At 71.4% G+C, this 24,204-nt stretch carries 30 protein-coding genes; 12 read left to right on the top strand and 18 right to left on the bottom strand.

Annotation, left to right across the window (positions count from 1 at the left end):
• Positions 1 to 68: 68 nt before the first annotated feature.
• Positions 69 to 1,010 (bottom strand): 1-phosphofructokinase, encoded by a 942-nt coding sequence (pfkB, locus tag Pth03_RS39425; protein ID WP_203949629.1) that lies wholly within the window; start codon positions 1,008 to 1,010, stop codon positions 69 to 71.
• Positions 1,007 to 1,768 (bottom strand): DeoR/GlpR family DNA-binding transcription regulator, encoded by a 762-nt coding sequence (locus Pth03_RS39420; RefSeq protein ID WP_203949628.1) that lies wholly within the window; start codon positions 1,766 to 1,768, stop codon positions 1,007 to 1,009. The genes pfkB and Pth03_RS39420 overlap by 4 nt, the downstream gene beginning before the upstream one ends.
• Before the next feature lie 121 nt (positions 1,769 to 1,889).
• Between Pth03_RS39420 and Pth03_RS39415 the strand changes: the two genes are divergently transcribed.
• A complete protein-coding gene (locus Pth03_RS39415; RefSeq protein ID WP_203949627.1) occupies positions 1,890 to 3,638 on the top strand; it encodes a VanW family protein in 1,749 nt (582 codons plus the stop codon).
• 16 nt (positions 3,639 to 3,654) lie between these two features.
• Here the strand turns inward: Pth03_RS39415 and Pth03_RS39410 are convergent, their stop codons facing one another.
• On the bottom strand, positions 3,655 to 5,094 hold the full coding sequence (locus Pth03_RS39410) for an amidohydrolase family protein (RefSeq protein WP_203949626.1): 1,440 nt from the start codon (positions 5,092 to 5,094) through the stop codon (positions 3,655 to 3,657).
• Positions 5,095 to 5,291: 197 nt separating this feature from the next.
• Here Pth03_RS39410 and Pth03_RS39405 point away from each other — a divergent pair, with 197 nt between their 5' ends.
• From Pth03_RS39405 to Pth03_RS39375, 7 genes are all read left to right on the top strand, one after another.
• Positions 5,292 to 6,101 (top strand): IclR family transcriptional regulator domain-containing protein, encoded by an 810-nt coding sequence (locus Pth03_RS39405; protein ID WP_203949625.1) that lies wholly within the window; start codon positions 5,292 to 5,294, stop codon positions 6,099 to 6,101.
• Positions 6,102 to 6,202: 101 nt separating this feature from the next.
• On the top strand, positions 6,203 to 7,381 hold the full coding sequence (locus Pth03_RS39400; RefSeq protein WP_203949624.1) for a CaiB/BaiF CoA transferase family protein: 1,179 nt from the start codon (positions 6,203 to 6,205) through the stop codon (positions 7,379 to 7,381).
• A gap of 11 nt (positions 7,382 to 7,392) precedes the next feature.
• Positions 7,393 to 8,184: a citryl-CoA lyase gene (locus Pth03_RS39395; protein ID WP_203949623.1), complete on the top strand. Its 792-nt coding sequence runs from the start codon at positions 7,393 to 7,395 to the stop codon at positions 8,182 to 8,184.
• Between the two features lie 29 nt (positions 8,185 to 8,213).
• The gene (locus Pth03_RS39390; protein WP_203949622.1) at positions 8,214 to 9,077 is read left to right on the top strand and encodes a DODA-type extradiol aromatic ring-opening family dioxygenase; all 864 of its coding nucleotides are present in this window, start codon (positions 8,214 to 8,216) and stop codon (positions 9,075 to 9,077) included.
• On the top strand, positions 9,074 to 9,436 hold the full coding sequence (locus Pth03_RS39385; RefSeq protein ID WP_203949621.1) for a hypothetical protein: 363 nt from the start codon (positions 9,074 to 9,076) through the stop codon (positions 9,434 to 9,436). The genes Pth03_RS39390 and Pth03_RS39385 overlap by 4 nt, the downstream gene beginning before the upstream one ends.
• A 10-nt stretch (positions 9,437 to 9,446) precedes the next feature.
• Positions 9,447 to 10,436, top strand: coding sequence for a quinone oxidoreductase family protein (locus Pth03_RS39380; RefSeq protein ID WP_203949620.1), 990 nt, complete (start codon positions 9,447 to 9,449; stop codon positions 10,434 to 10,436).
• Positions 10,437 to 10,571: 135 nt separating this feature from the next.
• Positions 10,572 to 10,943 (top strand): DoxX family protein, encoded by a 372-nt coding sequence (locus Pth03_RS39375; protein WP_203949619.1) that lies wholly within the window; start codon positions 10,572 to 10,574, stop codon positions 10,941 to 10,943.
• A gap of 114 nt (positions 10,944 to 11,057) precedes the next feature.
• On the opposite strand, the gene rpmF is transcribed toward Pth03_RS39375, so the two are convergent.
• The 5 genes from rpmF to rpmG are packed head-to-tail and all read right to left on the bottom strand — an operon-like array spanning position 11,058 to position 12,180.
• Positions 11,058 to 11,222, bottom strand: a complete 165-nt coding sequence (rpmF, locus tag Pth03_RS39370; protein WP_203949618.1) for a 50S ribosomal protein L32 — start codon at positions 11,220 to 11,222, stop codon at positions 11,058 to 11,060.
• Between the two features lie 10 nt (positions 11,223 to 11,232).
• Positions 11,233 to 11,532 carry a 30S ribosomal protein S14 gene (rpsN, locus tag Pth03_RS39365; RefSeq protein WP_203949617.1) on the bottom strand — a complete coding sequence of 100 codons (300 nt, stop codon included), beginning with the start codon at positions 11,530 to 11,532 and terminating at the stop codon, positions 11,233 to 11,235.
• Positions 11,532 to 11,768, bottom strand: a complete 237-nt coding sequence (gene rpmB, locus Pth03_RS39360; RefSeq protein WP_203949616.1) for a 50S ribosomal protein L28 — start codon at positions 11,766 to 11,768, stop codon at positions 11,532 to 11,534. Before rpmB ends, rpsN begins: the two co-directional genes overlap by 1 nt.
• Positions 11,768 to 12,013, bottom strand: a complete 246-nt coding sequence (locus tag Pth03_RS39355; RefSeq protein WP_203949615.1) for a type B 50S ribosomal protein L31 — start codon at positions 12,011 to 12,013, stop codon at positions 11,768 to 11,770. Before Pth03_RS39355 ends, rpmB begins: the two co-directional genes overlap by 1 nt.
• A gap of 2 nt (positions 12,014 to 12,015) precedes the next feature.
• On the bottom strand, positions 12,016 to 12,180 hold the full coding sequence (rpmG, locus tag Pth03_RS39350; protein WP_203949614.1) for a 50S ribosomal protein L33: 165 nt from the start codon (positions 12,178 to 12,180) through the stop codon (positions 12,016 to 12,018).
• A gap of 62 nt (positions 12,181 to 12,242) precedes the next feature.
• Here rpmG and Pth03_RS39345 point away from each other — a divergent pair, with 62 nt between their 5' ends.
• Positions 12,243 to 13,394, top strand: coding sequence for a CobW family GTP-binding protein (locus Pth03_RS39345; RefSeq protein WP_239119730.1), 1,152 nt, complete (start codon positions 12,243 to 12,245; stop codon positions 13,392 to 13,394).
• Positions 13,391 to 13,615, top strand: coding sequence for a 30S ribosomal protein S18 (gene rpsR, locus Pth03_RS39340; RefSeq protein ID WP_203949612.1), 225 nt, complete (start codon positions 13,391 to 13,393; stop codon positions 13,613 to 13,615). The genes Pth03_RS39345 and rpsR overlap by 4 nt, the downstream gene beginning before the upstream one ends.
• A gap of 67 nt (positions 13,616 to 13,682) precedes the next feature.
• On the opposite strand, the gene Pth03_RS39335 is transcribed toward rpsR, so the two are convergent.
• Positions 13,683 to 14,489: an N-acyl homoserine lactonase family protein gene (locus Pth03_RS39335; protein WP_203949611.1), complete on the bottom strand. Its 807-nt coding sequence runs from the start codon at positions 14,487 to 14,489 to the stop codon at positions 13,683 to 13,685.
• A 105-nt stretch (positions 14,490 to 14,594) separates the two neighbouring features.
• Between Pth03_RS39335 and Pth03_RS39330 the strand changes: the two genes are divergently transcribed.
• Positions 14,595 to 15,077 (top strand): DUF4396 domain-containing protein, encoded by a 483-nt coding sequence (locus tag Pth03_RS39330; RefSeq protein ID WP_203949610.1) that lies wholly within the window; start codon positions 14,595 to 14,597, stop codon positions 15,075 to 15,077.
• A gap of 20 nt (positions 15,078 to 15,097) precedes the next feature.
• Here the strand turns inward: Pth03_RS39330 and Pth03_RS39325 are convergent, their stop codons facing one another.
• The 4 genes from Pth03_RS39325 to Pth03_RS39310 all read right to left on the bottom strand — a co-directional run bounded on the left by Pth03_RS39325 (position 15,098) and on the right by Pth03_RS39310 (position 19,522).
• The gene (locus Pth03_RS39325) at positions 15,098 to 16,114 is read right to left on the bottom strand and encodes a hydroxyacid dehydrogenase (RefSeq protein WP_239119728.1); all 1,017 of its coding nucleotides are present in this window, start codon (positions 16,112 to 16,114) and stop codon (positions 15,098 to 15,100) included.
• Positions 16,111 to 16,776, bottom strand: coding sequence for a ThuA domain-containing protein (locus tag Pth03_RS39320; RefSeq protein WP_203949609.1), 666 nt, complete (start codon positions 16,774 to 16,776; stop codon positions 16,111 to 16,113). Before Pth03_RS39320 ends, Pth03_RS39325 begins: the two co-directional genes overlap by 4 nt.
• A complete protein-coding gene (locus Pth03_RS39315) occupies positions 16,773 to 18,206 on the bottom strand; it encodes an aldehyde dehydrogenase family protein (protein WP_203949608.1) in 1,434 nt (477 codons plus the stop codon). The genes Pth03_RS39320 and Pth03_RS39315 overlap by 4 nt, the downstream gene beginning before the upstream one ends.
• Positions 18,207 to 18,286: 80 nt before the next feature.
• Positions 18,287 to 19,522, bottom strand: coding sequence for an ROK family transcriptional regulator (locus Pth03_RS39310; protein ID WP_203949607.1), 1,236 nt, complete (start codon positions 19,520 to 19,522; stop codon positions 18,287 to 18,289).
• A gap of 175 nt (positions 19,523 to 19,697) precedes the next feature.
• On the opposite strand from Pth03_RS39310, the gene Pth03_RS39305 reads away from it, so the two are divergent.
• Positions 19,698 to 19,958: an SAV_915 family protein gene (locus tag Pth03_RS39305; protein WP_203949606.1), complete on the top strand. Its 261-nt coding sequence runs from the start codon at positions 19,698 to 19,700 to the stop codon at positions 19,956 to 19,958.
• A gap of 57 nt (positions 19,959 to 20,015) precedes the next feature.
• On the opposite strand, the gene Pth03_RS39300 is transcribed toward Pth03_RS39305, so the two are convergent.
• The 5 genes from Pth03_RS39300 to Pth03_RS39280 form a co-directional block, all read right to left on the bottom strand.
• Positions 20,016 to 20,543 (bottom strand): hypothetical protein, encoded by a 528-nt coding sequence (locus Pth03_RS39300; RefSeq protein ID WP_203949605.1) that lies wholly within the window; start codon positions 20,541 to 20,543, stop codon positions 20,016 to 20,018.
• A complete protein-coding gene (locus Pth03_RS39295; RefSeq protein ID WP_203949604.1) occupies positions 20,540 to 22,369 on the bottom strand; it encodes an APC family permease in 1,830 nt (609 codons plus the stop codon). The genes Pth03_RS39300 and Pth03_RS39295 overlap by 4 nt, the downstream gene beginning before the upstream one ends.
• A gap of 40 nt (positions 22,370 to 22,409) precedes the next feature.
• On the bottom strand, positions 22,410 to 23,078 hold the full coding sequence (locus Pth03_RS39290) for a response regulator (protein WP_203949603.1): 669 nt from the start codon (positions 23,076 to 23,078) through the stop codon (positions 22,410 to 22,412).
• Between the two features lie 31 nt (positions 23,079 to 23,109).
• Positions 23,110 to 23,997 carry a potassium-transporting ATPase subunit C gene (locus Pth03_RS39285; protein ID WP_203949602.1) on the bottom strand — a complete coding sequence of 296 codons (888 nt, stop codon included), beginning with the start codon at positions 23,995 to 23,997 and terminating at the stop codon, positions 23,110 to 23,112.
• On the bottom strand, positions 23,997 to 24,204 hold a 208-nt coding region (locus Pth03_RS39280; protein WP_203949601.1), incomplete at its 5' end, for a hypothetical protein. The genes Pth03_RS39285 and Pth03_RS39280, both read right to left, overlap by 1 nt.

The raw sequence follows: 24,204 nt of genomic DNA, 5'->3' as shown, positions 1-24,204 counted from the left end.
ATGTGCTCCTTCCGGGGCGCCCGGACTGGCAGGCCGGGCGGGTGGTGCTGGGTGGGTGCGTGCCGCTCTCATCCCCCGGACACAAGCGGCTGGGCCGGATCGGGAGCTCCGATCCGGACGGCTGAACGATCGATGTCGGCCGGGGCGGGCATCCGGCTTCCTCGCAGGCCGACCGCGGCGCTCGCCCAGGCGAGCCCCTCGGCCAGAGCCCGCGTGCCGCGCGCCCCGGCGGCGAGAAACCCGGCGAGCATCGCGTCGCCGGCGCCGACGCTGCTGCGCCGGGCCTCGACGGGGCACTCGCCGTACCAGACCTGGTCGTCCTCCATGAGCAGCGCGCCGTCGGCGCCCAGGCTGGTCAGCACCGAGCGCGCGCCCATCGCGCGCAGCTTCCCCGCGGCGGCGATGACGTCGCCGACACACATGATGGGGGTGCCTGTCGCTTCGGCGAGCTCCTCGCGGTTGGGCTTGACCAGGGTGGGGCCGGCGGCGACCGCCTCGACGAGCGCGGGACCGCTCGTGTCGACCGCCACCTGGATGCCGGCGGCGGTGAAGCGGCGGCACAGGTCGGCGTAGACGTCGACGGGCACACCGGGCGGGAGGCTGCCCGAGGCGACGACCCAGTCGGCCGACTGCGCGGCGTCGAGCACCGCGCCCCCCAGTGTGTCGAGCTCGGCCGGGCTCAGCGCGGTGCCGGGCTCGTTCACCTTGGTGACGGTGCCGTCGGGCTCGGCGAGGGTGACATTGGACCGGGTGGCGCCGGCCACCGGGACCGGGATCATGTCGATGCCCTCCGCGGACAGCAGCGCCACGAGCTGGCGCCCCTCGTCGCCGCCGAACGGGACGACCGCGCACGAACGCACCTGGTTGGCCAGCAGCGCGCGGGAGACGTTGACGCCCTTGCCGCCCGGGTCGAGGTGGGCGGCGGCGGCCCGGATCACGGCGCCCCTGGTCAGCGAGCCGATCTCGATCGTGCGGTCCAGGCTGGGGTTCAGGGTCAGGGTGAGGATCATGCGCGCACGACCTCCGGCCCGGCGGCGGCGAGGTCGGCGGCCAGCTCGAGGTCGAGCCCGGTGTCGCTGACGATCACGTCGATGTCCGACAGGGTCGCGAAGCGGGCCAGGTAGTTGCTGGAGAACTTCGTGTGGTCCGCCAGCAGCACCGAGCGCTGCGCCGAGGCGACCATCGCACGTTTGATCGCGGCCTCCGCCGGATCGGGCGTGGTCAGCCCCTTGGCGACCGAGCATCCGTTAGTGGCCATGAAGGCCACGTCGACGTGCAGCTGGGACAGCTGCCCGAGCGCCCAGTCCTCCACCGTGGCGAGCGTGCGGCCGCGGACCCTGCCGCCCAGCATGAACACGGTGAGGTTGGGGCGGGTCGCCAGTGCGGTCGCGAGCGGCGGCGCGTTGACGATGACGGTGAGCTCGCGGTCGGCCGGGAGGACCTGAACCAGCCGGCCCGTCGTCGTGCCGGCGTCGATGACGATGGCGCCGTCCTGCGGCAGCTCGGCAAGGGCGGCCTTGGCGATGCGCTCCTTCTCGTCGGTCATGACCTCGTCGCGGGCGGCGACGGCGGGCTCGAAACCGAGCCGCTCGACGGGGATGGCACCGCCGTGCACGCGGCGCAGCACGCCCGCGCGTTCGAGCACCGTCAGATCCCTGCGGATCGTCTCGGTCGTGACGCCGAACTGTTCCGCCAAGGTCACCACGTCCACACGCCCCGCGGCGCGGGCCTCACGGAGGATCTCCTGCTGCCGTTCCTCGGCGTACATGCTGTTGATTCACCGCCGTTTCGATGTTGTTTCGTATGTGTTTATACCCGGCTATGTTGGATCGTCAAGATGTCATTCCCCTCTGCCGGAGGAGGCGGCGGCCCGTACGATGGGGCCAGTCATGGCTTCTTCGCATCCCACTCCCACTCCCACTCCCACTCCCGCGCCGGCGCACGCTCGCAGGCGGTTGCGCCGGGTAACCCTCGTATCCCTGGGCGTCGCCGCCGCCGTGGCTGCGGGGTACGCTGCCGCCGCCGCGGTCCTCGCGGGTGAAACGCTTCCCGGCACCACGGTCGCGGGCGTCGACATCGGCGGGCTCGCGCCCGGCGCGGCAGAGGAACGGCTGCGCGAACGCGTCGCGGCGCAGGCGGCACGCCCGCTGACCGCGCACCTCGTCGCCGCCGGGCGGATCGTGGAGCGCACGCCGCTGGCCCCCGCCGAACTCGGCTTATCGCTGGACGCCCGCGCGAGCGTCGCCGCGGCCGGAGCGGGATGGCCCTCACCGGCGGACGTCGTGCGCACGCTGCTCGGCGGGCAGGAGGTCGCGCCTCGCGTGGCCGTGGACGAGCAAAGGTTCGCCGCCAGGGTGGCGCGGCTCGCCGAGGACGTCGACGTGCCGGTAAGGGAGGGCGCCGTCGCCTACCGGGACCTGGAGCCCAGGGTCACGCTGCCGAGGGACGGCCGGGCGCTCGACCAGGCCGCGGCCTCGCGGGAGCTCCGCGCGGCCTTCCTGCGTTCGCCGGAACCGGTCGCCCTCCCCCTCGCCGTCGTGCGCCCCCAGGTCTCCGCCGACATGGTCCGCTCGGTGGCGCGCACGTCCGCCCGTACGGCCGTCGCCGAACCGCTGACCTTAAAGAACGGCTCGCGCCAGGCCGTGCTGGAGCCCGCGGAGTTCGCTCCTCATTTGCGGTTCGTCACGACCGGTCCGGAGCGGATGGAGCCGTCGTTCGACGCGGAAAAGCTCGCCGCCGACCTGCGGCCCCGGCTCATCGGCGCCGACGAGGCCCCGCGCGACGCCACCTTCGAGATCTCCGGCGGGAAGCCGCGCGTCGTGCCCTCCCGCTCCGGGCAGGCGATCGACGCCGCCGGGCTGGGCCGTACGGTCGCCGAGACCATCGCGACGGGCGCGAGCCGCACGATCGTGGTGCCCATCGAGAACGGCACACCCGAACTGACCACTGCGCAGGCCAGGAAGCTCGGGATCACCGAGAAGGTCAGCTCGTTCACCACGCAGCACCCGTGCTGCGCCCCGCGCGTCACCAACATCCACCGCATCTCCGAGATCGTGAACGGCCACGTGGTGATGCCGGGTGAGACGTTCTCGCTCAACGGCCTGGTCGGAAAGCGCGACCGGGCCCGCGGCTTCGTCGAGGCGCCGATGATCCTCAACGGCAGGTACGTCGACGACGTGGGCGGCGGGGTCTCCCAGTTCACCACGACAATGTTCAACGCCGTCTTCTTCGGCGGCTTCCAGGACGTCCAGCACACGCCGCACACGTTCTACATCTCGCGCTATCCGGCGGGGCGCGAGTCGACCGTGTCCTTCCCGCAGCCCGACTTCCGCTGGCGCAACGACTCCCCGTACGGGGTGTTCATCACGACGTCGTACACGGACACGTCCGTCACGGTGAACTTCTGGAGCACCAAGCGGTACGACATCGAGTCGCAGAGTTCGGCCCACTACAACCCCAAGAGCTTTGCCGTGCTCACCGACTCCGGACCCGACTGCATCCCCATGACCGGTGCCGACGGGTTCACGATCGACGTGTGGCGGATCTTCAAAAAGGACGGCGAGGTGGTCAGGAGGCAGAAATTCCAGACCACCTACGCGCCCGAGCCGCAGCTCACCTGCGACAGCACCCAATCATGAGCACCGAATCATAGGCTCACCGCTTCCATTCGGCGCCGCGTGCGTCCCACTCGGTGTAGGTGTACGGGTTGTCGAGCACCTTGGTCTCCGGGACGTCGGGGTTCATGCCCTTCGCCCACGCGTCCTGGCCGAGCGTGCCGGTGAGGTATTCGACCGTGTGCTCCACGCTGCGCCTGGCCGCGTCGAGGTCGACGCCGACGAGCTTGTGGTCGCGCTTGACGATCCGCCCGTCGACCACGACCGTGTGCACGTCGCCGCGCTGGGCCTGGAAGGCGACGTGGCCGTACGGGTTGAAGAGCGGGAACATCACCGGGGAGTGCTCGTTCTTGATCAAGACGACATCGGCCCTCTTGCCCGGCTCCAGGCTTCCGACGACGCCGTCGAGCCCGAGTGCCCTGCTGCCGCCGCGGGTCGCCCAGTCGACCACGTGCTCGGCGCGCAGGTGGGCGTGGGTGACGGTCTCCTGGCGGCCGTGCGCGTCGAGGTGCTCGCGCGAGCGGTCGGCCCCGAGCGTGGTGCGCATCGCGGAGAACAGGTCGCCGCTCCACCAGACGCTGGTGTCCATGGACAACGACACCGGGATGTCGTGGCGGCGCAGCCGCCAGGTGGGCGGGTAGCCCTGGCCGGCGCTCTGCTCGCTCTCGGTGGAGACCGACACCGATCCGCCCGTCGCGGCGATCCGGTTGTAGGAGTCGGGGCTGAGGCTCGCGGCGTGCACGTAGATCGTCGACGGGGTCATGAAGCCGTGCTCGTGCATGAGGCGGATGCCGTCGTCGTTGGTCGCACCCCACACGCCGGCGTGGGTGGTGACGGGCACGCCGAGGTCGCGGGCCACCTCGAAGGCGGCGCGCTCGGGGAACTCCGGGTCGCCCGTCACGTCGAAGGCCATCTGGAAGCCGAGCATGTCGCCGCGTCCGTGGATGCGGCGGTTCACGAAGTCACGGAACTCTGGCGTGGTGGCCCATGCCCACGGGCCCTGCTGGATGTTGCCGTAGGCGAGCACGAACCGGCCGGGCACCGATTCGAGGGCGTCGACGGCGGCGTCGGCGTGGTCGACCGTCTGGAGACCGTGGGACCAGTCGACGGTGGTGGTCACGCCCGCGTCGAGCGCCTCGATCGCGGCCAGCAGGTTGCCGGCGTAGACGTCCTCGGGGCGGAAGACCTTGCCCCACTCGAGGTAGTACCAGACGAAGTACTGGGTGAGCGTCCAGTCGGCGCCGTATCCGCGCATGGCCGTCTGCCACATGTGCCGGTGGGTGTCGATCATGCCGGGCATGACGATCCCACCGCTCGCGTCGATCTCCACCGTCCCCTCGGGGACCTCCAGGCCGTGCCCGACGGCGGCGATGCGCCCGTCCGACACCAGCACGTCGGCGTCGCGCAGGACGGTGTGCCGGTCGTCCATCGTCAGCACGGTGCCTCTGCGGAACACCACCGGCCCGTTCGTCGTGCTCATCGTGCCCCACTTCTCTCCTACGGACGAGTGTCCGTAGAGCGGCCAACGCAATGTGGGTGTAACAATGCGACTGGCTTCTTCTTGTGTCAATAGTCCGTATAGCCAGCGTTTGCGCACCGCCACATCCGACAGGCGGACAACACATCGCTTCACGACTAGAGTCGGGATCGCCGACCGACGACAGGAGACCAGCCACCATGGCGCGCAGTGACACCGGACCCGACTTCATCGAGGCGCTCGCGCGCGGGCTCGATGTGATCAAGGCGTTCCAGCCCGGGCGGCCCGTCCTGTCCCTCACCGAGGTGGCGACGGCGACGGGCCTGGCCCGGCCGACCGCCCGCCGGATCCTGCTCACCCTCGAGGAGCTCGGCTACGCGCGCGGCGAGCGCGGCGGCTTCGCCCTCACGCCCCGCGTGCTCGAGCTCGGCGTGGCGTACGTGCACTCCACCGGCCTGTGGGAGGTCGCCAGGCCGCACATGGAAGCCCTCGTGGAGCGCACCAACGAGTCGTCGTCCATCGCCCAGCTCGACGGCTCGGACATCGTCTACGTCGCCCGCGTGGCCGTACCGAAGATCGTCACGTTGTCGGTGACCATCGGAACGCGCTTCCCCGCCCTGCAGACCTCGCTCGGGAAGGTCCTGCTCGCCGGCCTCACCCCGGAAGAGGCCGGCAGGACGCTCGCGGAGCCCAGCCGCTCGGGCATCCCCGCCCGCAGGCAACCGACGCCCGAGGAGCGGGACGCGGAGCTGCGCGAGGTGCGCGCCAAGGGCTGGGCCCTGACCGACGAGGAGCTCGCACTCGGCATCCGCTCCGTCGCGGCCCCTCTGCGCGACGGGTCCGGGCGGGTCATCGCCGCGCTCAACGTCAACGCGCACGCGGCGGAGACGTCCGTCGAGAAGCTGACGGAGGAGCATCTGCCGCTCCTGCTCACGACCGCCGGCGCGATCAGCGCCGACTGGGCGCTGCTGGAGTCGATCCCCCAGGTCACCGCGGCGACCGCCTCGTGACACGGGAAGGGCGGTGATCGCTTGACATGACGGGCCCCCCACGCGCAGACTGCCACGGCGGACAATTGTCCGCTGAACGGACGAGAGGATTCCCGCGCTTCATGACCGACTCCAGCGCGCCACCTCCGGCCCCTGCCGGTCCGCTGTCGGGCCTGCTCGTGGCCGACTTCTCGCGAATCCTCGCGGGGCCGTACGCGACGATGCTCCTGGCGGACCTCGGCGCGGAGGTCGTCAAGGTGGAGAGCCCGGCAGGCGACGACACCCGCACCTGGATGCCGCCCGTGCGCGACGAGGTGTCCACCTATTACCTGGGCGTCAACCGCAACAAACGTTCCGTCGCGCTCGACCTGAAGGACGCCGGCGACCTCGCCGCGGCCCGTGAGCTCGCCCGCCGGGCCGACATCATGGTGGAGAACTTCAAGCCCGGCGGCCTGCGCAGGTTCGGGCTCGACTACGAGAGCGTGAGCGGGTCCAACCCCGGCATCGTGTACGCCTCCATCAGCGGATTCGGCTCGGGCGGCGGCGCCTCCCTGCCCGGCTACGACCTCATCGTCCAGGCCATGTCGGGGCTGATGAGCCTCACCGGCGAACCCGACGGCCCGCCGTACCGCGCGGGCATCTCCGTCTTCGACGTGATGACCGGCCTGCACGCGATCATCGGCGTCCTCGCGGCCCTGCACCACCGCGCGGAGACGGGCCGCGGCCAGCACGTCGAGGTCAACCTGCTGTCCTCTGCGCTGTCGGGCATGGTCAACCACACCAGCGCGTTCGTGGCGGGCGGTGTGGTGCCGATGCGGATGGGCAACGCCCACCCCAGCCTGTTCCCGTACGAGCCGCTGCCCACCGCCGACGGCGACCTCATCATCACGGCGGGCAACGACGGCCAGTTCCGCGCGCTCTGCGAGGTGCTCGGCGTGCCCGAACTCGCCGGCGACCCGCGTTTCGCCCGCACGAAGGACCGCACCGCCAACCGCGAGGAGTTGCGCCCGCTGCTCGTCGAGCGGCTGAAGCAGCGGCCCAAGATGGAGTGGTTCCACGAGCTCGTCGCGGCCGGCGTGGCGTGCGGGCCCATCAACACCGTCGACGAGGGCGTCGGCTTCGCCGAGGAGCTGGGCCTCGACCCGGTCGTCACCCCCGGCGAAGGAGACCGCGCCGTGCCGTCGGTGCGCAACCCGATCTCGCTTTCGCTGACGCCGCCCTCCTACCGGCTGCCGCCCCCGGCTCTGGGCGAGCACGGCGCAGAGATCCGCGCCTGGCTGGCCGAGCCGACCACGGACTGAGGACCGAACCCATGGACGACCTGAACTTCCCCACCTCGATCGGCACGTCCGACCCGACCACCATCCGGCTGCTCGGACAGGACCTGGCCGCCGACCTCATGGGCAAGGTCGGCTTCGGCGAGCTCGCCTTCTGGCTGGTCGCCGGGCGGCGGCCCACCCCGCAGGAGACCCGGGTCTTCGAGACCGTGCTGGTCGCGCTCGCCGACCACGGGTTCACCCCGACGGCGATCGCCGCGCGCCTGACCTACCTCAGCGCGCCCGAGTCGGTGCAGGGGGCGCTGGCCGCCGGGCTGCTCGGCGGAGGCTCCCGGTTCCTGGGCGTGACCGAGGACAGCGGCCGGTTCCTCGCCGGGGTACTCGCCGCCCACGACGGGCCCGTTCCCTCCGACGACGCCGGCTGGGACGCGCTCGCGCTGGCGGCCGTCACGCGGGCCCGCGAAGAGCGCCGCCTGGTGCCCGGCCTCGGCCACCCCGTGCACAAGGTGCAGGACCCCCGCACCCCGGTGCTGATCGCCGTCGCCGAGGAGGAAGGGCTGCGCGGCCCCCACCTGCGGCTGTTCGAGGCGATCGGCCGGGTGCACCCGCAGGTACTGGGCAGGACGCTGCCGCTCAACGGGGCGGGCGTGTGCGGGGCCGCGCTGGCCGACCTCGGCCTGCCCGTCGACCTGCTCCGCGGGTTCGCCCTGCTCGCGCGCGCCGCAGGACTCCTCGGCCATCTCGCCGAGGAGCGTCGCCGACCGATCGGCATGGACGTCTACCAGGCCGTCGACAGGAACGCGACATACGTGTCCGACGAGGACTGACCGATTCCCATCCCTCCGCGGGAGGTCACATGGCAAAGCTGGTCGCGGTGATCGCATCGACGCATCACCCCTTCTACTACCGAGCGAGTACGGCTCCGCCGGAGGAACGCCCGCCGTTCGCCGACGCGTGGGTCACCAAGATCGCGGCATTCCGCGAGACGCTGACCCGGGTGAACCCCGACGTGCTGGTGATGGTCGGCTCCGACCACTTCCACCAGCTGTGGCTGGACAACATGCCGCAGTTCCTCATCGGGAAGGCGCCGTTCTACGACGCGAACTTCTACAACGAGGAGCGCGAGTTCGGCCTGCCCCGCATGTTGCTGCGCGGCCAGGAGGACCTGTCGGCCCACATCCTGCGTGAGGGCCTGGACGCCGGCTTCGACCTCGCCTTCAGCAACGAGCTGCGCATCGACCACAGCGTGACCTGCCCGATCATCACGCTGCGCCCCGAGGCCGACCTGCCCATCGTGCCGGTCTACACCAACATCTTCGCGCCGCCGCTGCCCCGGCCGAAACGCTTCGTCGAGCTCGGCCGTACGATCCGGCAGCTCGTCGAGTCGTGGCCCAGCGACAAGCGCGTCGCCGTCATCGGCACCGGCCACCTGTCGCTGGAGCTGGGCGGGCCCCGCCAGTTCGGGCCGCACGGACCGGACCCGGTGTTCGACAGGAAGGCCGTCGAGTGGATCGCCTCCGGCGACATCGAGGGCTGCCTGTCGGAGGTCACCCTCGACAGCCTGTGGGAGCCGGGCAACGCCACCCACGGCTTCATGGACTTCATGCTCATGATGGGCGTCGCGGGTGAGGGAGCCAAAGCCGACTACGTGGACACGCTCGACCTGTTCCACACGATGGAGGCCTACTTCACCTGGTACCCCAACGGAGTGACGGCATGAGCAGATACCTCGTCGACAAGTTCCTGTTCACCGTCGACCGCGATCCCGAACTGGTCGAGCGCTACCGGGAGGACCCGCGCGGCACCGTCGAGTGGTGGGAGGCGGAGCGGGCCAACTTGCTGCTCAACTGCCACCCGGGCGAGGCGAGCACCTGGCTGAGGTTCGAGGACGCCGAGCGGGAGGCCCTGGCCGCCCACGACTACGTGCGGCTCTTCGAGCTCGGCGCGCACCCGTTCCTCACGCTCACGCTCTTCATCGCGATGTTCGAGCGCGACTACGACGAGCCGCTCGCCTTCCAGAAGGAGTACGGCATGCGGCTCCAGCACTTCAGCCTGCCGTACCCCGACATCACGACCTGAGGAGCGCGTCATGCGCGCAGCGACCGTCCACGCGTGCGGGGAGCCGCCCGTGGTCAGCGAACGCCCCCGTCCGCGCCAGGCCGCCGGTCAGGTGGTCGTCTCCGTGACCGCGGCACCCATCACGCCGCTCGACGTGCTCTGCGCGACGGGCGTGTCCTACTTCGGCGTCCCCGCGCTGCCGTACGTGCCGGGGGTCCAGGGGGTGGGCGTCGTCGCCGAGGGCACCCTGTCGGCGCCCGAGGGGACGCGGGTGTGGTTTCCCACCACGGCCGGGATGCGCCCCGGCGACGGCAGCATGGCGCACTACTGCGCCGCCTCCGAGGAGGAGCTCGTGCACCTGCCCGACGGCGTGAGCGACGAGCAGGCGGCGGCGCTCGGCCTGTCGGCGGTCGCCGCCTGGATGGCGCTGACCTGGCGTGCCGGCCTGCGGTCCGGCGAGCAGGTGCTCGTGCTCGGGGCGGGCGGCGTCGTCGGCCAGGTGGCCGTGCAGGCGGCCCGGCTGCTCGGCGCCCGCAGGGTGGTGGCCGCCTGCCGGTCCGCCGCGGCGCGCGCGGCCGCCGAGCGGGCGGGCGCGGACGCGGTCGTGGCCATCGAGGACGGCGACGACGCCGCCGCCCTGTCCGCACGGCTGGCCGCCGCGTGCGACGGCGGGATCGACGTCGTCGTCGACCCGCTCTTCGGGGTGCCGGCCGCCGCGGCGGCACGGCTCCTCTCCCGGGGCGGCCGCCTGGTCAACCTCGGCGGGTCGGCCGCGGAGAACGCGACCTTCGACTCCTCGACGCTGCGCAGCCGCTCGGCCGCCGTGCTCGGGTACACCAACAACGACCTGACCAACGATCAGCGGCGTACGGCGTTCGCCGAGGTCATGGGGCACGCCGTCGCCGGCGGGCTATCGGTCGCCTTCGACGCGGCCCCGCTCGACGGGATCCACGCGGCCTGGGCGAAGCAGTCGGGCGGCACGTCGTCGCGCCGGGTCGTCGTCCGCCCCTGGGCGGGGTGACGGGTGCCTTTTGTGGTAATCGGGGCCGTCGGGCATCATGATCATGCGCAGGGCGCCGGCTCGCCCTCGTACGGCTCCCCCCGGTGCGCGACCTCGACGGCCGCGCCCACGCGCGAGTTCCCTGACGGAGAAACCATGAACATCGTCTTGTGGGTGCTGCAGAGCATCCTCGCCCTCTTTTACGTCGCCGCCGGATTCACCAAGCTCTCCCAGCCGCGGGCCAAGCTCAGGGACCGGATGGGCTGGGTGGACGACCTGTCCGACGGGCAGGTCAAGCTCATCGGGGCCCTCGAACTGCTCGGCGCGATCGGGCTGATCCTGCCCGCGGCCACCGGCATCGCGCCGGTCCTCACGCCGCTCGCGGCGACCGGCCTCGCCGTGATCCAGCTCGCCGCGATCCCTGTGCACCTGCGGCGGGGCGAGGGCAAACTCGTCCCCCTCAACCTCGTGTTGCTCGTGCTCGCCGCGATCGTCGCGTGGGGCCGCTTCGGGCCCTGGGCGTTTTGACCCGCTCACGCGCACGCTCGCTTCGGGCCGCCGACACGGCCTGAACGGAACACGACGCCGCGCGGCCCCGGGATTCTTCCCGGGGCCGCGCGGCGTCTGCGTGGTGGATCAGGCTCAGGGCTGGACGAGGCCCGTGTGGTAGGCCTTCACCAGCCGCCGGGGCACGAGCAGACGGTGCCCGTCGACGACGATGGGCACCAGGTCGGGCGCCTTCGCCTTCCACTGCGACCGGCGGCTGCGGGTGTTGCTGCGGGAGGTCCTCCGCTTGGGGACGGCCATGTGTGTGCTCCTACCAGCTCGACTTCGTGACGCCGGGCAACTCGCCCCGGTGGGCCATTTCGCGGAAGCGGACCCGCGAGAGGCCGAACCTGCGCAGGTGCCCCCGGGGCCGCCCGTCGACCGAGTCGCGGTTGCGCACGCGGGTGGCGCTCGCGTCGCGCGGCTGCCGCCGCAACTCGGCGGCGGCCTCGAGCCGCTCCTCGGGGGAGCCGGTCCTGACGACCTCCTTGAGGGCGGCGCGCCGGTCCGCGTAGCGCAGGACGATCGTCTTCCTGCGCTCGTTGGCCGCGATCTTGCTCTTCTTGGCCATCAGATCCGCTCTCCCCGTGCCCGGATCAGTGCGACGGCGCGCTCGACGCCGATCCTGTCGATCGTCTTGATCGCCTTGGCGCTGAGCGTGAGCCGTACGAACCTGTCCTCGCTCGGCAGCCAGTAGCGCTTGCGCTGGATATTGACATCCCACCGGCGCTTGGTGCGCCGGTGGGAGTGGGAGACGTTGTTACCGAAGACGGGACCGGCTCCGGTGAGCTGGCATCGGGCCGACATCACCGGCTCCCGTAGCGCTGCCGGAACCGCTCGACGCGTCCCTGGGTGTCGAGCACGCGGCCGCGTCCGGTGTAGAACGGGTGGCTCGCCGAGGACACGTCGACGTCGACGACCGGGTAGACGTTGCCGTCCTCCCACTCGATCGTCTTGTCGCTCGTCATGGTCGACCTCGTCAGGAAGGCGAAGTCCGCGCCCGGGTCGCGGAAGACGACCGGACGGTACTCGGGGTGGATGCCCTTCCTCATGGTTATCGGTCCTCTCTGAACAGCACGTGCTGCCGGGCGATGGGGTCGTACTTGCGCAGCGTCAGACGATCGGGGTCGTTGCGCCGGTTCTTGCGGGTCACGTAGGTGTAGCCGGTTCCCGCGGTCGATCGCAGCTTGATCACGGGACGCACCTCGTTTCTGGCCACTCCAGCTCCTTTCGAGTCGTAGAATGAAAATGATAACCGTTATATTCCCCGAAGGAGTCCGCGTGTCCGTCCCTGTTGTCCTCGTCGCCGGTCTGCACGACACGGCCAGGACCGCTGTCGTCGACCGGCTGCTCCGCGACCATCCCGGCGCCGTCGCGGTCCACCACGATCTCCGCGACGTGACCCACGGCCGGGTGCGGCGCGTCGTCCGCGACTCCTCCGGGACGCTCGACCGGGCCACCGTGCTGCTGGCCCACGGCTGCGTCACCTGCACGGTCCGCGAAGACCTGATCCCCGAGCTGGTACGGCGGGCCGGCTCCGCCTCCCTGCTGATCGCCGATCTGTGGGACTCGGTCGAGCCCCGGTCGGTCGCCGAGGCCCTGGACCAGGACGAGGTGCGGGATCTTCTGCGGACGACGGCGGTGCTGACCGCGCTCGACGCACGCCACATGCCCGTCGACATCACCCGCCCCGACCGGCTCCGCGAGGTCGGCCGGCACGCGGCCGACGGCGACGAGCGCTACCTCGCGGAGGTGCTGGCCCGGCAGATCGAGTACGCCACGGGGCTGGTCGTGCATCGCGGAGACGGTGACGAGGACGATGTGGAGTTGTCCCGCGCGGTGCTGGGGCACCTCGCCCCCATGACGCCGGTCGCGCCGGCGGAAGGGCCGCTGCCCGACGTGACGGGTGCCGCCGTGTGCGCGGCCGAACTGGCCGCCCGGGTCGACCCCCCGACCGCGCAGCTGCCCTGCGACCTGGTGACCGACGAGATCAGCACGGTCGTGTGGCACCGGCTGCGCCCGCTGCACCCGGAGCGGCTGTTCGAGGCCGTCGACGAACTGGTCACCGAGTCGGTGCGCAGCCGCGGCCGGTTCTGGCTGGCCAACCGGCCGGAGCGTCTGCTCGCCTGGGACGCGGTCGCGGGGGTGGTCTCGGTAGAGGACGCGGGCCCGTGGCTCGCCGCGCTGCCCGACGCGGCCTGGGAGATGGTCTCCCCCGCCCGCCGCATGGCCGCCTCGCTCGACTGGGCGCCCGTCGTCGGCGACCGCGTCCAGCACCTGGTCTTCACCGGCCCCGAGCTCGATCGCGAGCGCATCCACGCGCTGCTCGACTCGTGCCTGCTCACCGAGGAGGAGTCGCTGGCGGGCCAGAACGCCTGGGCCGCCTACGACGACCCCTTCGCCGCCGTGCTCGACCTGGAAGAGATCGCATGAAGAACCGCCGCGTCCCGAGGAAGAAGACCAATCCCCTGCTCGGTGTCGGCTACGTCGACTACAAGGACACCGACCTGCTGCGGAGGTTCATCTCCGACCGGGGGAAGATCCGCAGCCGCAGAGTCACGGGCGTCACCGTCCAGCAGCAACGGCAGCTCGCCCGGGCCATCAAGAACGCCAGGGAGATGGCCCTGCTCCCCTACTCCAGCCGCGCCCGCTGACCGCCTTGACAACGTAGATCAAGAGTCCGCGCGGCTCGCGGCGGCGGGCCGCGCGGACGCCGTGCGGTCAGGCGGGGAAACGCCCGGCGAACCCGGCGGTGTAGGCCGGCCACGCCACCGGGTCGTGCCCCGGGACCAGCGGATATCCCTTCGCCTCGGCGATCTTCTTCAGCTTCTTGATCTGCTCGACGGTGTCCTCCGGTGCGCAGTCGATGAACCCGCCGACGGCGAGTTCCCCTTCGATGTTCTCGGTGAGGTCGGCCGCGTCGAAGGCGAAGACGAAACCGCCGCCGCCCACGGACTCGTCCAGGTCGACGACGAAACTCTGGTGCCCGGGGGTGTGGCCGGGCGTCGGCACGGCGGTCACCCCGGGGGCGATCTCCGCCTCACCGTCGGCGAGCCGCCAGTCGATGCGCGGGTCGTCGAAGTCGACGCGGAAGATGCCGTTGGCCTCGGCCGCCTCGGACAGGCCGAACCGCAGCTCGGCCCGCTGGGCGTGCACGGGCACCCGCCCGGCGAAGTGCTTGAGCCCGCCCGCGTGGTCGAGATGCAGGTGGCTGACGGCGACCGTGCGGATGTCCTCCATGGCGATGCCGGCCTGCGCGAGCGTCTCCTCCAGCGGCTCGCCGGGGCCGGGCAGCACCGGGAGATACTCCGGCCGCGGGTAGTACCGCCGCGCGAGGGCCGCGTCGCGGATCAGCGCGGTGTTGAACCCGGTGTCGAGCAGCACCCAGCCGCCGTCGACCTGGAGCAGCACGCCGGGCACGGGCTCACGCAGCCGCGTTCCCGACGTGTCGCCGTGTACGGACACCGTCTTCGGCAGGTCTTCCCAGCCGAGAGTGAGAAGGACGATTCGCCGGACTCCTGTTCCCATGGGCCCAGTTTGCCGTTTCCACGGAAAGTCCCGAGAGCGGGGGCGGCTCTAATACCGGGTGGGGGTATATGGTTCCCCTACAAGGAGCATCTCGAGGAGGTCACCATGGCCGCGCCCGGGCACGAACACACGAGCCACCAACAGGCCCGTCAGGGGGCGACCTGGCAGGCGGCCGCCTCGGCGACGCTGCACTGCCTCACGGGATGCGCCATCGGCGAGGTGCTCGGCATGGTCGTCGGGACGGCCCTGAACTGGCACGGCGCGGCGACGGTGGCCCTGTCGGTCGTCCTGGCGTTCTTCTTCGGGTACGCCCTCACCCTCCGCGGTCTTCGCCGCGCGGGCGTGGGCTGGCGCCAGGCCGTACGGCTGGCGATCGCGGCCGACACGCTCTCCATCGTCATCATGGAGATCGTCGACAACGCGTTCATCGCGGCCGTCCCGGGCGCCATGGACGCCGGGCTCGGCAGCGCGCTCTTCTGGGTCTCGCTCGCCGCGTCGCTGGCCCTGGCCTTCCTCGTGACGCTCCCGGCCAACAAGTGGATCATCGGCAGGGGCAGGGGGCACGCGGTCGTGCACGCCTACCACTGAGCGACCTGATCAGGCGGCGCTCACGCCGTGACGGGCAACGCGGCCAGGTCGACGCGGTGACGCAACGGCTCCCCGCCGATGACCCGGAACACCTCGTCGAGGGCCTGCGATCCCAGACGGGCCAGCTCGTTTCCCAGGGAGCCCGCGACGTGCGGGGTCAGGATGACGTTGGGCAGGTCCCACAGCGGTGAGGACGCCGGGGTGATCTCGGGCTCGGTGACGTCGAGCACGGCCCTGATGCGACCGCGCCGCAACTCGGCGACGAGGGCGTCGTGGTCGACCAGCGACCCCCGGGCGGTGTTGATCAGCGTCGCGCCGTCCCGCATGGCCGACAGGCGCGCCGCGCTCACCAGCCCGCGGGTCTCCGCGATGGCGGGCGCGTGGAGCGACACCACGTCACACGATGAGAAGAGCTCGTCGAGGTCCGCCTTACGCACGCCGAGGGAGGCGGCGGCGGACTCGTCGAAGTAGGGATCGCTGACCAGCACCTCGAGGTCGAACGGCCGCAGCAGTTCGGCCACCCGCCGGCCGATCCGGGAGGCGCCGATCAGGCCGACGGCCTTGCCGTGGTTGCCGATATCGGGATATTCGGCGACAAGGTCGATGGCCGCCCGCCGGGCCCGGTATTCCTGCGCGAGCAGCGGCACCGCCTTGTTGGCGAGCAGGATCATCGCCACGGTGTATTCGGCGACGGGAATCGCGTTCGCGTCCGCCGCCGAGCTCACCTGGATGCCTCGGTCGAACACCGCCTGGGTGACGTGGCTCTTCACGGTGCCCGCGGCGTGCACGACGGCGCGAAGGCGGGGGGCGTGGTCGAGCGCCCGTTCGTCGATCACCGGGCTGCCCCAGCCGGTGAGCAGGACCTGGGCATCTCGCAACCGGTCGAAGGCGCCGGCATCGAACGCGGTGAGGGGAGCTCCCCAGTCGGGTCCGACGAGGCCGCGCAACCGCTCGGCGTCCTCGCCCCGGAAGAGTCTGGCGGGCAGGCTCGGCGGCATCGCCAGCACGACCGAGCCGGGGGCCGCGGGCGCGGTCACCGTGCGGCCCACACGAGGCCGCGTTCGGTGAGCGTCCTGACGACCGGATGCTCCAGATCGGCCACCCGGTGGCCGACGGCCGAGAAGAAGATCTTCCCGGCCCCCCACCTGCGGGTCCACACGACGGGCATCCCGACGGGTCCTCCCCCGTGTCCTCCGTCCGACGGCGTGAACGTGGTGCGCGCCAGCACCGTGTTGAGCTCGTCGGTCAGCATCCAGTACTGCTCGGTCGTGACGGTGAAGTCGCCCAGGCCGGCGACGATCGGATGGCCTGCCTGCTCGGGGACGATGGTGACCTCGTATTCGAGGAAGTCGTCGGGGTGGTAGAGGAACAGCCCGCCCACCATGCGCAGGTAGTCGTGGCTGTCGCCGAACGTGCCGACCACCCCGCCGTGCCATCCGGCGAAGCCGGTGCCCGCGTGGACCGCGGCGACCAGGCCGGCGCTCTGCTCACGGGTGAGCTTCCCGATGGACCAGCACTGCACGATCAGGTCGGTGGCGGCCAGGAGACCGGCGTCGGTGTAGACGTCCAGGTCCTCGCTGACGGTGACCTCGAACCCGGCGCCGGCGAGCGACGGGATGAACAGCTCGGTGGCCTCGACGGGCGCGTGGCCCTCCCATCCGCCGCGGACGACCAGCGCCCGCCGGGTGTCCCCGCTCATCGCGAGGCCACCGGGTCCGCCGTCCAGGCGGGGAGGTCGAGCGGCGTGCGCTGGACGCCGATCCACTGGCGCCGGGTGAAGCCGGGCATCTGGTTCTCCGCGCCGTGGCGGGCGTGCGCGTCGTTGACGTGCACCTCGCCGGCCTGCAGCCGCTCGGCCACCCGCATGCCCCGGATGAGATCCCGGCTGAACACCGAGTTCATCAGCATCGGATATCCGTTGGTCAGCGCGACGGCCTCCTCCTCGGAGTCCACGACGGTGATCGGGATGACCGGGCCGAAGATCTCCTCGGTGAAGGCGGGCATGTCGGGGGTGACGCCGGTCAGCACCGTGGGCCGATAGAACAGGCCGTCGTAGGTGCCGCCCGCGACCAGCTTGGCGCCCATCGCGACGGACGGTTCGACGATCGTCTGATGCACCCGGTCGCGCTGGGCGGCGCTGATCAGCGGGCCGAGGTCGGCCTCGCCGCTCAGCGGGTCGCCGACGCGCAGAGCCTCGACCCGGCGCGTCACCGCCGCGATGTAGTCGTCGGCCACCTCGCGCATCACGATGTGCCTGCTGGAACTGATGCACGTCTGCCCCTGGAACTCCAGCGACGCGATCATCGCGAGGGAGGCGGCCAGGTCGACGTCGGCGTCGTCGAGCACGAGGAAGGCGTTGTCGCCGCCGAGCTCGAGGCGGATGGGCCGCAGAGTGGCGGCGGCCGCCGCCGCGATCGCCAGGCCGACCGTGCGGGAGCCGGTGAAGTCGATCAGGTCGAGCCCGTCGTGGGTGGCCAGCGGCCAGCCCGCGGCGGGGCCGTCCCCGGTGACGACGTTGAAGACGCCCGGCGGCAACCCCGCGTGGTCGGCCGCCTCGGCGAGCATCTGGCCGCCGATGACGGGCGTGAGCTCCGCCGGTTTGAGCACGATCGTGTTGCCGAAGGCCAGGCCGGGGGCGACGGCTCGCATCGCCAGGTTCATCGGGTAGTTCCACGGCGTGATGATGCCGAGCACACCGAGGGGCACCACGCGCGACAGCGACAACTTGCCCGCCTTGTAGGGCGGCAGGATCTCGCCCGCGTTCTCGGTCGCCTGCACCGCCGAGATGCCGAGCTGGCGGATGGTCGTGGACACCTCGTCCTCGGCCTTGGCCCGCACTCCGCCGGTCTCCCGCATGCTCTGGGTGACCAGCTCCTCGTACCGGTCCTGGAGGTGCCCGGCCATCCGGCGCAGGTAGGCGGCGCGCTCCGGCGCGGCCAGCGCCGCCCACCCGGGCTGCGCCGCTCGGGCGGCGGCCACCGCCTGATCGACGTCACGGGCGTCTCCCAGGGCGTAACCGCCGATGCGTGCGCCGGTCGCCTTCTCCTCCACGTCGCCGGTACGGCCGGACGCGGAGGGACGCCAGACTCCGTCGATGTAGAGCCGGCTGCCGGCATGGCGAGATGTCATTCGCACTCCGAGGGGATACGGCCACGACCTTTGTCCACGACTTAAGTTAAGTACCACCGGTGTGGAGGTCAACAGTGGATCTAGGCGGCTCGCACGCCTCCGCTGGCGAGCACCTGCACCACCGGCAGCGTGGCCGCGCCCAGGGCCACCGCCTCCTGGCCGAACCGCCCCGGCTCGATGCGGACCTGGCCGTACATGTAGGACAGGGCGTGACGGCGCACGGCCTCCCGTACGGCCGGCAGGATCGCCGGTCCCAGTGTCTGCCCCGCCCATCCGGACAGGACGACCAGGTCGGGGCTGAGCAGGTTGATCAGGTTGGCGATGCCGATGCCCAGATGTTCGGCGACGGTGTCGAGCACCTCCGCGGCGCTCCCTCCGTCCGCCGCCCGCGCCACCAGCTCGGCCAGGCGGGCCTCGGTGTGGCCGGCCTCGAACGGCACGGCGTCCGGCAGCGCGAGGTAGTCGCCGAGGATCGCCTCGGCCCCCACATACGCCTCCAGGCAGCCGCGGGAGCCGCACCGGCACGGCCGGCCGTGCACGTTGATGACGGTGTGGCCCCACTCGCTGGTCGTGCTGGTCGTGCTCGTCATGTCCGCGAACGACCCGGTGAACGACCCGGTGAACGACTCAGACGCGGTCGCGACCGCGGCCCCCACCCCGACGCCGAGCAGCGCCACGATCGCCCGGCGCGAGCCGCGGCCCGCCCCGTGCCACATCTCGGCCTGCCCGAGGGTGCGCGCGCAGTTGTCCAGGTAGACCGGCACCCGGAGCTCCTTGCGCAGCATGTCGGCCAGGGGCACCGCCGACCAGCCGAGGGTGGGGGCGTGGACGAGCTCGCCGGTCTGCACCGCGCCGGGGACCCCGACGCCGACGCCGAGCAGGGCTCCTGTCTCGACGCCGACCGCGGAGACGACCTCCTCGACGCCGGCCAGCACCAGCCGCACGACCGGTTCCGGCTCCAGCCGGGTGGCCGCCACCGAGTAGGTCGCGGTCGCCAGCGTCTGGAGTGTGTAGTCGAACAACCCGATCTGCACGTGGGTCTCGCCGATGTCCACCCCGACGACGTGCCCGAACTCGCCCCGCACCTGGATGAGCGTGCGGGGGCGGCCGCCGTCGGAGCCCACGAGGCCCGCCTCGGCGACCACGCCGTCGTTGATGAGGTCGGAGACGACGTTGCTCACCGTGGCCGAACTCAGCCCGGACGCCCTCGTCAGGTCCTGACGGCTCGTCGGCCCCTGGACATAAAGGCGCGAAAGCAACGCGGCGCGATTGTGGCGGCGCAGGTCACGTGTCGTCTGCTGAACCGCGCGTCTCACACCCTGGATTCTGCCAGAGCGGCGATCGAACCGAAGATCACGCTCCCGCCTGCGGGGGCCCGTCAGCGACGCGTCAGCGTTAGTGGCGATGGCGTCGGAATTTCGTCACGAACGGGTGCCTCGCGCCCAGCCGGGGTTAACGTCAGGTTTGTACGAACTCCCCTGGAGGCATCCCATGCTGGAAGATCCGTTATATGTGCCCGTTCACCACGGCGACTTCTCCCTTTCGCTGCGCCTATTCAGGACGGCGTCGGGAAAGAAGACCTCGGTGGCCTTCACCTCGCCGCTGCGGCTGGCGAAGGTGCTCGGCAGCGGGCAGGAGTGGATCCGTCTCAGTGAACCCGCACTACGGTGCATGATCGCCGACCTCGACGTCATCGGCGTCGTGATCGACCCGGCCGCCACGATGTCCCGGCCCGCCTCCAGGACCGCATGATGTGCGTCCTCGAACAGGATCTGCTCGACAGCGATCAGGAAGACTCCGCCGAGGGCGTCACCGCCCAGCGGCGCTGATGTCCCTCCACTCTCGTTCCCATCCCGCCATGGCCCGCCGCGCCGTCCATGCCCGCCGCCCTGCCTGAGCGACCAGCATGACCGGCCATACGGCGAGCGCCACGGCGGCACCCCCCAGCACCGAGCCGAGAGCGATCGTCCCGGTCGCCGCCGGCCCCACATCCAGCCTGTCTTCGCGATCCACCCAGACGCGAAGCGGGCTTTTCGTGCTTGCGGCCACGCCCAGGTGCGTCCTGCCGGTGCGCGGGCGGCCGTCCGCACCGGTCCACGTCAGCTCGACGTCGAGGCCGGGGGCGGGCAGCGCCCTCCCCGGTGGGGGCGTGAAGATCCGCACGATCTGGGCGGTGACCTGCCGATGGCTCCTGCCGTACGCGTCCGCCGAACGAGTCATGACCAGGCACAACACGGCGCCGGTCACGCAGCCGGCCAGCGCGGCCAGCACCGCGACGACGCTCCACCGCGGCGACGGCAGGCCCCCGCCGGGGAGCCCGCACGCGCGGGGGCTCATGACAGGCTCGACGTGGGCGGCCCGACCCGGAAGCGCATGCGGCACACGACCGCGTCCGTACGGCGGCGCAGCGCCCGGGCGAGGACGGCGCCGCGCTGGTTCTGCAGAAGGCGCTGCCAGGCGTGCTCGGGCTCGACCTCGGCGATGAGCACGAAGACGTGCGGCTCGGGCACGCTGCCGAGGTAGCCGAGCAGGGCCTCGTCGAGCCGCCGGTGCTCCCCGACGAGCTGCACCAGGTCGACGTCGGGCTGCCAGCGCTCCCATTCATCGCGGAAGCGGCGGGCCTCGACCTCGTCACCGGGATGGGTGATGTTGACCGCCACGACCCGGTCGCCCAGCGACAACGCGGCGGTGAGCGCCTCCCGCGCGAGCCGGTTGACCTCGTGAACGGGAACGACCACGAGCGAGCGGCGCGGCCGGGGCGGCGGAGGCGTCCTGCCGAGCTCCAGGCGTGCGCCGATGCGGGCGTAGGTGCGGTTGACCCGCTGCATGAGCAACACGATGAGCGGAAGCGTGACCACGATCAGCCAGCCGCCCTCGGCGAACTTCGAGGCGGTCACCACGAGCGCGGCGGCGAAGGTCAGCAGCGCCCCGAAGCCGTTCAGTGCGGCGCGCCACCGCCATCCGAGGGGCCGGTCGGTCACCCAGTGCCTCGCCATTCCCGCCTGCGACAGGGTGAAGCCGACGAACACGCCGATCGCGAACAACGGCACCAGCAGGTTCATCTGGCCACGGGCCGCCACCAGCAGCACCGCGGAGGCGACCGCCAGGAAGGCGATGCCGTACCGGTGCACGTGCCTGTCGTCGCGCAGCGCGAAAAGGTGCGGCAGGTTGTTGTCCTTGGCGAGCAGCTGGGCGAGCACGGGAAGGCCGCCGAAGGAGGTGTTGGCGGCCATGGCGAGCAGCACCACGGTGGCGAACTGCACGACGTAGAACAGGGGCCCGTCGCCCAGCGAGGCGCGGGTGACCTGCGCGAGCACGGTCACCCCGTCGACGGGGGCGATGGAGAACTTCTCGATGAGCACGGCGATGCCGATCAGCATGACCCCGAGCAGCCCGCCGAGGGCGATCTCGGCGTTCTGGGCCCGCCTGACGCGCGGCCGCCGGAAGGACGGCACGGCGTTGGCGATCGCCTCGACGCCGGTCAGCGAGGCGCAGCCGTTGGCGAACGCCTTGAGGAGCAGCAGCACGCCGACCGTCTGCAGGGTGTGCGCCTGCGCGGCGTGCTCGACGGGCGTGGCGGGCTCGCCGCGTACGAGCCCTGCCACGATGACCAGAGCGATCGCGCCGACGTAGACGGCCGTGGGCGCGATGAGGGCCTGGGCGCTGTGCGCGATGCCGCGCAGGTTGATCGCCGTGACGACGGCGAGCACCGCCAGGCACAACACCACCGTGTACGGCAGGAGCTCGGGGAAGGCCGAGGTGAGCGCGGCCACTCCGGCGGCCACGGACACCGCCACGTTGAGCACGTAGTCGACGATCAGGCTCGCGCCCGCGACCAGGCCGGCGCGGCGGCCGAGGTGGGTCCTCGCCACGCCGTACGCGCCGCCGCCTTGGGGGAAGGCCGCGATGACCTGCCGGTAGGACAGGGTGAGCACACTCAGCAGCAGGGCGATCGTGACGGTGACCGGGATGGTGAAGCCGAGTCCGGCCCCGCCCGCAAGGGCGAGGACCACGACGATCGCCTCCGGGCCGTACGCCACCGACGCCATCGCGTCGAGCGACAACGCCGCCAGGCCCCCGACGACGGTGAGTCTGTGCTTGTCACCGTGGTCGGGGGCCTGTCTGCCGGCGGGCGCTGCGGCCGGAGGTGCTATCGCGGACATCGAGTCCTCCTGCGAGATCGATTGCGATGTGATCACCGGGTCAGGGCTTGAAGCGGTATCCCATGCCCGGCTCGGTGATCAGATGCGCCGGGTGGGCGGGGTCCCGCTCCAGCTTCCGGCGCAATTGCGCCATGTACTGGCGCAGGTAGTTGGTCTCCTTGAAGAATCCGGCGCCCCAGACCTGGGTCAGCAGCTGCCGCTGGCTGACGAGCTTGCCCGGGTTACGCAGGAGGATCTCCAGAAGGTGCCATTCGGTCGGGGTGAGCCGTACGCCGCCGCTGACGGTCTTGCCGACCAGGTCGACAGTGTGGTCGCCGATGGCGACGACGGCGGGCGCTTCGCCCTGCGTGGAGACGCGCCGACTGATCGCGCGCACACGGGCCAGCAGTTCGTCGATGCCGAACGGCTTGGTCATGTAGTCGTCCGCGCCGGCGTCGAGGGCGTCGACCTTGTCCTGGTTCCCGGTGCGCCCGGACAACACGATGATCGGGACGCTCGTCCAGCCGCGAAGGCCGTGGATGACGTCGACGCCGTCGATGTCGGGCAGCCCGAGATCGAGCACGACCAGGTCGGGGTGCCAGTCGGCCGCCTCGCGAAGCGCCGTGGCGCCGTCGGGCGCCACGGCCACCTCGTAGTGGCGGGCGGCCAGGTTGATGCGCAGCGCCCGGAGGATCTGCGGTTCGTCGTCGACGACGAGAACGCGGGTCATGGAATCCTCCTCCGGGCGCTTCGCATCGTGATCACTGGCCTGCGTTCAACGCGTCGAGGGCCAGGTTGAGCTGCAGGACGTTGACGGCGGGCTCGCCCATGAAGCCGAGCGCCCGGCCCGTCGTGTTGTCCGCGATGAGCGACTTCACCTTGGCGACGTCGAGCCCGCGCTCCTTGGCCACGCGAGGCGCCTGGACGTCGGCGTAGGCCACCGAGATGTTCGGGTCGAGCCCGCTGCCGCTCGCGGTGACGGCGTCCGCGGGAACCGCAGGCGCCGGCGCGTCGCCCCGGACGGGCACGGTCCGGCCGGCCGAGTAGTCCTCGCCCGGCTTGCCGCACTCGACCTTCACGCCCTGGTATTCGGCGATGAAGGGCGCCGCGGGGCAGGCCTGGTTGACGCTGACCGCGCGGGTCGGCGTGCCGACGGCCGGGAAGACCTTCAGCACCGCGCCCACGCCGTCGGCCGTGCAGTACGGCCGGGCGCCGCTGACGCCGTCCAGTTCGCCGATCGCCTTGGACCTGGCGCAGACCTGGGTGAGCAGGCTCTGCGAGCCGGTGTCCGGGTTGCCCTCGTCGTCCTTGGCCCCGGGCACGGGGAGGGTGTCGACGACGTCCTCAGGGCCGAGGTTGCTCGCGGCGGTGGAGAGCATGTCGTACCCGTCGCCGGCGGCGGACGGGCGGCTCTGGAAGTACTTCGCGATCGCGTTGCCGTCCTTGTCGGTGAAGTTCTGTCCGACGATGGCGCTGCCGACGTCGGTGCCGTTCTTCGAGATGATCTGGCCGTTGGCGTTGGAATGGAACAACGCCTGGGCGACGCCCGTGACGACCAGCGGATAGATACCGCCGAGAACCACGGTCAGCACGATGACCGCCCTGATCGCGGCGAGGTGCTGGCGGATCCAGCTAGGCAGACGGTCCATTACGACATCCCCGGAAGGAACTGGATGAGAAGGTCGATGAGCTTGATGCCGATGAACGGCGCGATGATGCCGCCCAGGCCGTAGATGTACAGGTTGCGCGAGAGCAGCTTCGACGCGCTGGAGGGTCGGTAGCGCACGCCGCGGAGGGCGAGCGGAATCAGTGCGACGATGATGATCGCGTTGAAGATGACCGCCGACAGGATGGCT

Source organism: Planotetraspora thailandica (assembly GCF_016863335.1).
GTDB classification, from domain to species: domain Bacteria; phylum Actinomycetota; class Actinomycetes; order Streptosporangiales; family Streptosporangiaceae; genus Planotetraspora; species Planotetraspora thailandica.
The sequence above is the reverse complement of the archived record's forward strand: the minus strand, read 5'-3'. Positions and strand labels throughout refer to the sequence as shown.